The sequence below is a fragment of the Bifidobacterium sp. MSK.13.1 genome, from assembly GCF_019131435.1.
GTDB lineage: Bacteria > Actinomycetota > Actinomycetes > Actinomycetales > Bifidobacteriaceae > Bifidobacterium > Bifidobacterium pseudocatenulatum.
Genome location: NZ_JAHOMM010000005.1, coordinates 129833 through 136343 on the forward strand (window position 1 = coordinate 129833; position 6511 = coordinate 136343).

General features: G+C 54.7%; 6 protein-coding genes, 1 tRNA gene and 1 rRNA gene. 4 read left to right on the top strand and 4 right to left on the bottom strand.

Annotated elements, in window-relative coordinates; translation table 11 throughout:
* Positions 1-54: 54 nt before the first annotated feature.
* The 4 genes from KSY55_RS06730 (at position 55) to KSY55_RS06740 (ending at position 3396) form a co-directional block, all read left to right on the top strand.
* Positions 55-1065 carry a hypothetical protein gene (locus tag KSY55_RS06730; protein WP_217749625.1) on the top strand — a complete coding sequence of 337 codons (1011 nt, stop codon included), beginning with the start codon at positions 55-57 and terminating at the stop codon, positions 1063-1065.
* Positions 1066-1382: 317 nt separating this feature from the next.
* Positions 1383-1625, top strand: coding sequence for a hypothetical protein (locus KSY55_RS06735; protein ID WP_217749626.1), 243 nt, complete (start codon positions 1383-1385; stop codon positions 1623-1625).
* 70 nt (positions 1626-1695) lie between these two features.
* Positions 1696-2022 (top strand): hypothetical protein, encoded by a 327-nt coding sequence (locus tag KSY55_RS09120; protein WP_254881874.1) that lies wholly within the window; start codon positions 1696-1698, stop codon positions 2020-2022.
* A 144-nt stretch (positions 2023-2166) separates the two neighbouring features.
* Positions 2167-3396: a sialate O-acetylesterase gene (locus KSY55_RS06740; protein WP_254881873.1), complete on the top strand. Its 1230-nt coding sequence runs from the start codon at positions 2167-2169 to the stop codon at positions 3394-3396.
* 131 nt (positions 3397-3527) lie between these two features.
* On the opposite strand, the gene KSY55_RS06745 is transcribed toward KSY55_RS06740, so the two are convergent.
* The 4 genes from KSY55_RS06745 to rrf form a co-directional block, all read right to left on the bottom strand.
* Positions 3528-3893 (bottom strand): hypothetical protein, encoded by a 366-nt coding sequence (locus KSY55_RS06745; RefSeq protein ID WP_022244802.1) that lies wholly within the window; start codon positions 3891-3893, stop codon positions 3528-3530.
* Between the two features lie 239 nt (positions 3894-4132).
* Positions 4133-4220, bottom strand: a tRNA-Ser gene (locus KSY55_RS06750).
* A gap of 527 nt (positions 4221-4747) precedes the next feature.
* Positions 4748-5866 (bottom strand): MFS transporter, encoded by a 1119-nt coding sequence (locus KSY55_RS06755; RefSeq protein WP_217749627.1) that lies wholly within the window; start codon positions 5864-5866, stop codon positions 4748-4750.
* 268 nt (positions 5867-6134) lie between these two features.
* A 5S ribosomal RNA gene (gene rrf, locus KSY55_RS06760) occupies positions 6135-6252 on the bottom strand.
* Positions 6253-6511 lie beyond the last annotated feature (259 nt).

A 6511-nucleotide genomic window follows, 5' to 3' on the forward strand; every position in this document is an offset into this window, starting at 1 on the left:
AATCGGGAGCTGTCACCGGGGAGTACAGAATAGTAGGCAGATTCTGGAGGGGTTATGGCACGGCACGGCAAGAAGCCAAGCGAGGAAGGTACCTCGTCACACACACCGAGAACACTTGCCGGAAGCGCAACGACCAACACTTCTGCCGACAGCACTGACGCCGCTGCCAGCGGTATCGCAGTCAACAGCTCGACCGTCAGCAGCGCATTTGCCAGCGATGCCGATGGCAATACCGGGAATACGCTTGTCGGCAACGCTTCCGACGAAGTCGAAGCAACCGAAGTCGAAACCAACGCAACCAGTACCAACGCAACCAGTACCAACGCAACCGGAGAGCGCACAATCAGCAGCAGCAACACGGCTGAAACCAGCAACCGGCAATCACACGAATCCAGCGAATCCCGCCAGCCGCAAGACCTATTCGACGCGGCCATAGCGCAAGGCATCAGCGACGGCGACGCTTGGACGGACCAGCGCGTAAAGCACATCTACCGCCAGATCATCATCGCCGTAGTCGTCGTAGTCGTTGTTCTGGGCGCGGTCTTCGGATTCACAGGCGTGCGCGCATCGCAGCAAATGCGCGACCTGGCCGCACTCAACGACTGCAAGGAAGCCGTCACGGCCATGAACACCTCCTATTCCAAGGCGTTCCAGCTGAAGGCGAAGATCTCCGAAGCGTTCACCAGCTTCGACGGGTCCTACGATCTCGACAAGCTTGCCGAACTGCACCAGACGGAAGTTACCGCGCCGAAAACGCTGAGCTGCGCCGCCGACACTTCCGCTACCATCAGCAAAGCCAACGCCGCAAAAGCCGAGTACGACAAGCAGGCCAAGCAGTTCAAGCAGGCTTTGCAGAAGAGCGACGAATCCGCGGCCACCGATGGCGGTGACGGAACCGACAATAGCGCTGACGGAACGGCCGGCGACGACGGAACGGACGAAGCCACAGACACGGAGGGCGATGCTGGAGTTGCCGGCGACGCGGGCGCCACGGACGGCACCGTCGACCAATCCGGCGCAGCCGACGCGACCGACGCAACGCTGGACGATCAATTCCTCCAGTAAATCAACCGATCGCAACGCTGCCAACCAACCAGCCGATCAAGCCGGCCAATCAAGCCAACCAGGCCTGTCAACCAAGCCGGTCATTAGCCTCACCGTCTTTACGTTTCTCCCAACTCTTCCATACCCCTTTTCCGCATACCCAACGTTTCTTTTGATTTTAGAATCAAAAGAAAAGCAAAAGAGAGTCACATGGCAGGCAAAAGAAGAAACGTTGAAATTCCTCCATTTTCAAGACTTCACGGCTATAAAATGCAGTAACAAGTCAAAAGAAAAGTGCAAGACTAGGGAAAGACCAAACGAACGGAAAGGAGGCTCTCATGAGCTGGACAGCGGCAAATGGGCGAGAGATCACCGATGAGATGATCGATCGTTGGCTCAACTCCTACGAACAAGGCGAATTTCCTGAAGACGAACGAACAGTGGGTGGCGTGATTATGAGACGTCCACCGCTCTCGACCGATAAAAGTCCGGCCCATGGGACGCCATCATGGAGAGATGACAGAAATGGGCAGAGCCTGACGGATGACCATATTTGTGCGCATCGCAGCAAGATTGACTAGGCTTTAATGTGCTTGCTCCGTTAAACAAACGCTGCAAGCGTTGCATTGCGGACGCAGAAGGGGAGCCATCTTGAAGAAGAAACGACTGGCACGCGTGATTATTGCCGCGGTAGTGACCGCGGCAATTCTGGTGGCGATCATTGTTGGTTGTGGACCGAAATGGGGCGACGGTTCAGCAAACGTCAACGGCAGTAATTCCAATAGCAGCAACAGCGCATCAGATAATGTCTCCAGCAACGACAACGCCGCGCAATCCAACAACAATTATGCGACCCGCATCACCGCGAAACTCCCCTCCTACTATTTGGAGAACATGGTTTTCCAACGTGGGAAAACGCTGATAGTCAAAGGAACGGCCACCACTTCACAACGCGGAAAAGTTGTTGACCCAACGTAACTGATTACAACGATTTCCCAAGGAAAGAAATCAGCATCAGCACAAGCTAAAATTTCCAAAAATGGCGATTTCACCTGCACCTTACCTAAACAAAAAGCAAGTCTTAAACCATATTCATTAACGATTTTACACAACGAAACCACTTTGTTGACTCTGAAAAACGTGTATGTTGGCGACGTATTTATTGCTGCCGGACAGTCGAATATGGAATTGAATTATTCGCAATATTATGAGGGTTCAGGCAACTCCTACAATTTCGGCGGAGGTCTGATAACGACCGACGATCTGCCGAAACAGCTTTCCGACAACAACGTACACTTCGTTGCGAGCGCCAATTCCTCGAAAGGTACGGATTTTCCGTTACGCGACGTGAATGAGCAGGCTGGCACCTGGCTTGAGGCGACCGTCGATAATTCGCAGCATTTCAGTTATCTGGCGCAGCAGTTTGCCATGCAGCTTCGTGCCGCGCATCCGAACGTGCCGATCGGCATTATTCAAACCGCATGGGGTGGCACGCCGATTCGACGTCACGTGCAAGGCGGTGATATTTATACGAACCATATTGCGCCTTTGGAAGGGTTCCACGTGGCGGGCGTGCTGTGGTATCAGGGATGCAATGATTCCACGAACGAGGCGACCGCGCTGGCGTACGAGTCGCAGATGACGCTGCTGATCAACCAATATCGTGAAGTGTTCGATCAGGATGATCTGCCGTTCCTGTATGTGCAATTGGCACGCTGGCCTGGCTACCAGTACACGCAAAACGTGCGATTCGCGCAGTTGAACACGTTGAGCAATGCCGGATTACGCAATGCTTCCAACGTTGCAATGACGGTGTCGCTTGATACGGACAAGGGCACTTCAACGTTGATACATCCGCTTGGCAAAGATATTCTCGGCGCGCGCATGGCAGCGCAATATCTGGCGATGTCGGAAGGCAGGACCATTCCCAACGGGCCGCTTATCGCACATGCGAAGCATGCTTCCGATGGCACGATCGTATTGTCGTTCCAGAACGGCACCGCAACCGGTTTGCAGGCGGAAAAGCCCAATTATTCGAAGACTGCGAGCGCGACCGTGCCCGATTATGATGCGAATCCGGACGCGACTCCTTTGAATGGTATTTCCAACGTTGCAACGCCGACTTCCACGCCATTGCAAGGTTTTGAAATTGCCGACGATTCCGGAAAGTGGGTTTCGGCAACGGCAACGATTAAGGGTGATCAGATTGTGCTGAGTGCCGCCGATGGAAGCTCGAATTGCAACGCGGTAACTCAAGTGCGTTACTGGTGGAGTGGAAATCCGGTTATTTCCAGTCTGCTGTATAACGATCTCGGATTGCCTGCAAGTCCGTTTATTGCTGTTGTTGAGTAATACGGCAGATTGATAATCGGGCATTATCCGGCTGCGACGACTAATCGATAAAGCGGACTGTAATTAGGTTAGAATCAGGCCTGTTTCATCGAACTTAAGTCGAAAGCAATGTCGACGGTCAAAATCGACGATCAATCGACGTAGTGCGGGGCGCTGGACGCTATGCGGGGCGTTATGGAGCCGCTATTGCCGTTGCCGTCGGTACTACCGTCTGCATCGAAATCTTGCGATTTACGAAGCGAGCCGGCAGCCAGCGAACGTATGGATCGAACGGAACGGCCAATCTGCGCCTGTTTTTCCTGAGCATCCGACTGTATTGCGGGAATCGTGCCCGTCACAGGGCGAATGCGGCCGGTCGCAGTGGGAATGAAGCTTGGCGGCAACACCTGCGTGGTAACGGCACCCGGCGATGACACATGGTAGTGGGCCATCGAAGCCAGGGAATCGCGGGTATCGAGTTCACGCTGCATATCTAGCTCATCGTCGAACTCAGCCATCGCTGCCCTCCCTCTCTTCAAGCAATCTCTGCCGGTAATCTCTCCACTGGCAACGGTCATCGTTCCGAGCGTAACGCAAGGTAGCATACCGTTACGAACGAAATCAGCGATATGCGCAACTCCCCCACTGTTTCGCAACTTTTCCGTTGCACGTGCCGCAGCGAGCCACGCCAGCGAGCTATTGAAAACCCGCCGTTTTGGCATAAAAAAAGGCTTCCGAAATCATCCGGAAGCCCTACTGGCGGAGAATACGAGATTCGAACTCGTGAGGCTGTTACACCAACACGCTTTCCAAGCGTGCGCCATAGACCACTAGGCGAATTCTCCAATTATGCAACGTCTCACAGTGTCTATCCGCGAAACGCAACTTGATTAGAATACAACAGTTTCTTTCAAACCCCAAATCGGCGTGTCGCAACGTCCCAGATCGCCCACTCACTGGAGGAATCCGTACACGTGAGGACTTCCCCGCGTACCGAATTCTCCACCCTCTGGGACAATTCACCTGCCAACGCACCTCTCAGCGTCCCAGATCGCCCACTCACTGGAGGAATCAGCCCGCTGCCAAGACTCTCACAGTCCGAATTCCTCCAGTGGCTGGAACAATCAGTACGCCCATAGGCCTTCTACAGTCCGAAAACCTCCACCCACTGGAGGAAAACACCCGCGCACCGGCCTTTAAACGTCCTGAAACCTCCATCCACTGGAGGAATTGGTACGTTGGTATGCTTCCCAGCATCCGGATTCTCCCACCCACTGGAGGAATCTGCCCGCACATACACCCCCGAATTGTCCAGATTCTTCCAGCGAGTGGAGGGATCCGGACACGAGCTCACGTACCGTGAGCACAGCAGCTATCGTTTGGACGCGAAGGCACGCAGGTCGGCGAGCATGGCAGTGAACATCGGGCGGACCGGACCGAACTTATCAAGCAGCGATCCCGAAACCGGAGCACTAGCCGCTCCCAGCAACGCGCCAGGCAGCAACACCACGCCTGCGGCAAGCACAGACGTGCCGAATCTCAGTTGCGAAGCGTTCGGAATCATATAGCCGTAACCGATCGTCACAAACTGCAGCAGCACATACGCAAGCAAATGCCAACGGAATTTCACGCTCCGCAACACGGTCAGACGAACCAGCGGCGAGAACGCACGATGCGACACCCAAGCGAACACTAGCAAAGCGGCCATGGCAATCAGCAGCAGAACCACTGCAATCACACATTGCGTAGTCGCGGAAGTATCCCCATTACTCACTGCGGTAACGGCGGATCCGCCACGGTCGAGCGCAAACACGAAACAGACGAATCCGACTGCTAGGCAAAGCACATGCAGCGGATTGATATGCGCCTCTTCGGTAGGAGTGGCCTGATGAATCGTTTTAGGGCCGCACACCAGCGAAACAAACAGGAACGGCAGCAGAATCACGAAAATCCAACGCCACGGCATGAACGTGCCGACAAGACCGCCCACAGTCGGTCCGAGTGCCGGCGCCACGGCCACCACCATGCCTCCAACGCCCATCAGCATGCCGATTTTGCTTTTCGGAGACTGTTCAAGAATGATATTGAACATCAGCGGAAGCGCGATTCCAGTGCCCGCTCCCTGTAGTATTCGCGCGGTCATCAGCATAGGAAAGTTCAACGTGCAAGCTGCCATCAGGCAGCCGGTGATGCAGAGCACGATTGCGGTAAGGAAGATGGTACTCAACTTCAGTTTGCGCTTGAAATAGCTTGAGAGCGGCGTGACAAGCGCTACCGTAAGCAGATAGCCGGTCGTCAGCCATTGAACAGTGGACGTGTCGACGTGGAATTCCGCCATTAATCCAGGGAAAAGCACGTTGGTGAGGGTTTCCGTAAGGATGCCAATGAAGGCCATGATTCCAGTTGACAGAATGGCAAGAATAAGATTGATGGAGATGTTCTCGTCATCTTGCGTTGCCGTGTTATTGTTTCGCGCAATGGACTGTGACATGGATTTGCGGCCGTTCCCGGCCTTCCCTTTCTTGGCCCGGCTTTGCTGAGCCACCATTCCGTTATGCCGGGCAGTTTGCCGGAATGGCGATTATTTGCCCAGAAATACAAAAAGATCCTTGGGAGCGGAGCGCTCTACCAAGGATCTTCATATTATTAAGTTGAATGTTGTGGATTGGGAGCCTCCCGCGCTCCGCGGGAAACAAGAACCAAAAGACAAGAAAAGGGGTTCCCGGAGCGTCACGCTCGACGGGAACCCCGACGAAAGAATGCGGCGGCGTGCTACTCTCCCACACCCTCTCGAGTGCAGTACCATCGCCGCGACCAGGCCTTAGCTTCCGGGTTCGGAAAGGGACCGGGCGTCTCACCTGGGCCATGACCACCGCAAAACCAATATAACGGCCAACCCACCAGGGGATCGGCCGGCAGAACCGGAACCATGCCACACGACCGATTCCGATCGTGGCGGTCCGGGAACCGGACAACGGACGCGAGCAAAAACGCTTCACCGGTATCGTTTCCGTGACCACAAGAAACAGCATTCCTTGCCATCCAACGAAAGAAACCACCACAGGACGAGACCCGACCCAACAAGCGGGTCGGAAAGTGTGCCGCGTTCGCCCGTTAGTACCGGTCGGCTCCACCC

Excerpts from the sequence above, each read along its gene's own strand:
- KSY55_RS06730 (WP_217749625.1), top strand. The coding sequence starts at position 55 with ATGGCACGGCACGGCAAGAAGCCAAGCGAGGAAGGTACCTCGTCACAC.
- KSY55_RS06735 (WP_217749626.1), top strand. The coding sequence starts at position 1,383 with ATGAGCTGGACAGCGGCAAATGGGCGAGAGATCACCGATGAGATGATC.
- KSY55_RS06745 (WP_022244802.1), bottom strand. The coding sequence starts at position 3,893 with ATGGCTGAGTTCGACGATGAGCTAGATATGCAGCGTGAACTCGATACC.
- KSY55_RS06755 (WP_217749627.1), bottom strand. The coding sequence starts at position 5,866 with ATGTCACAGTCCATTGCGCGAAACAATAACACGGCAACGCAAGATGAC.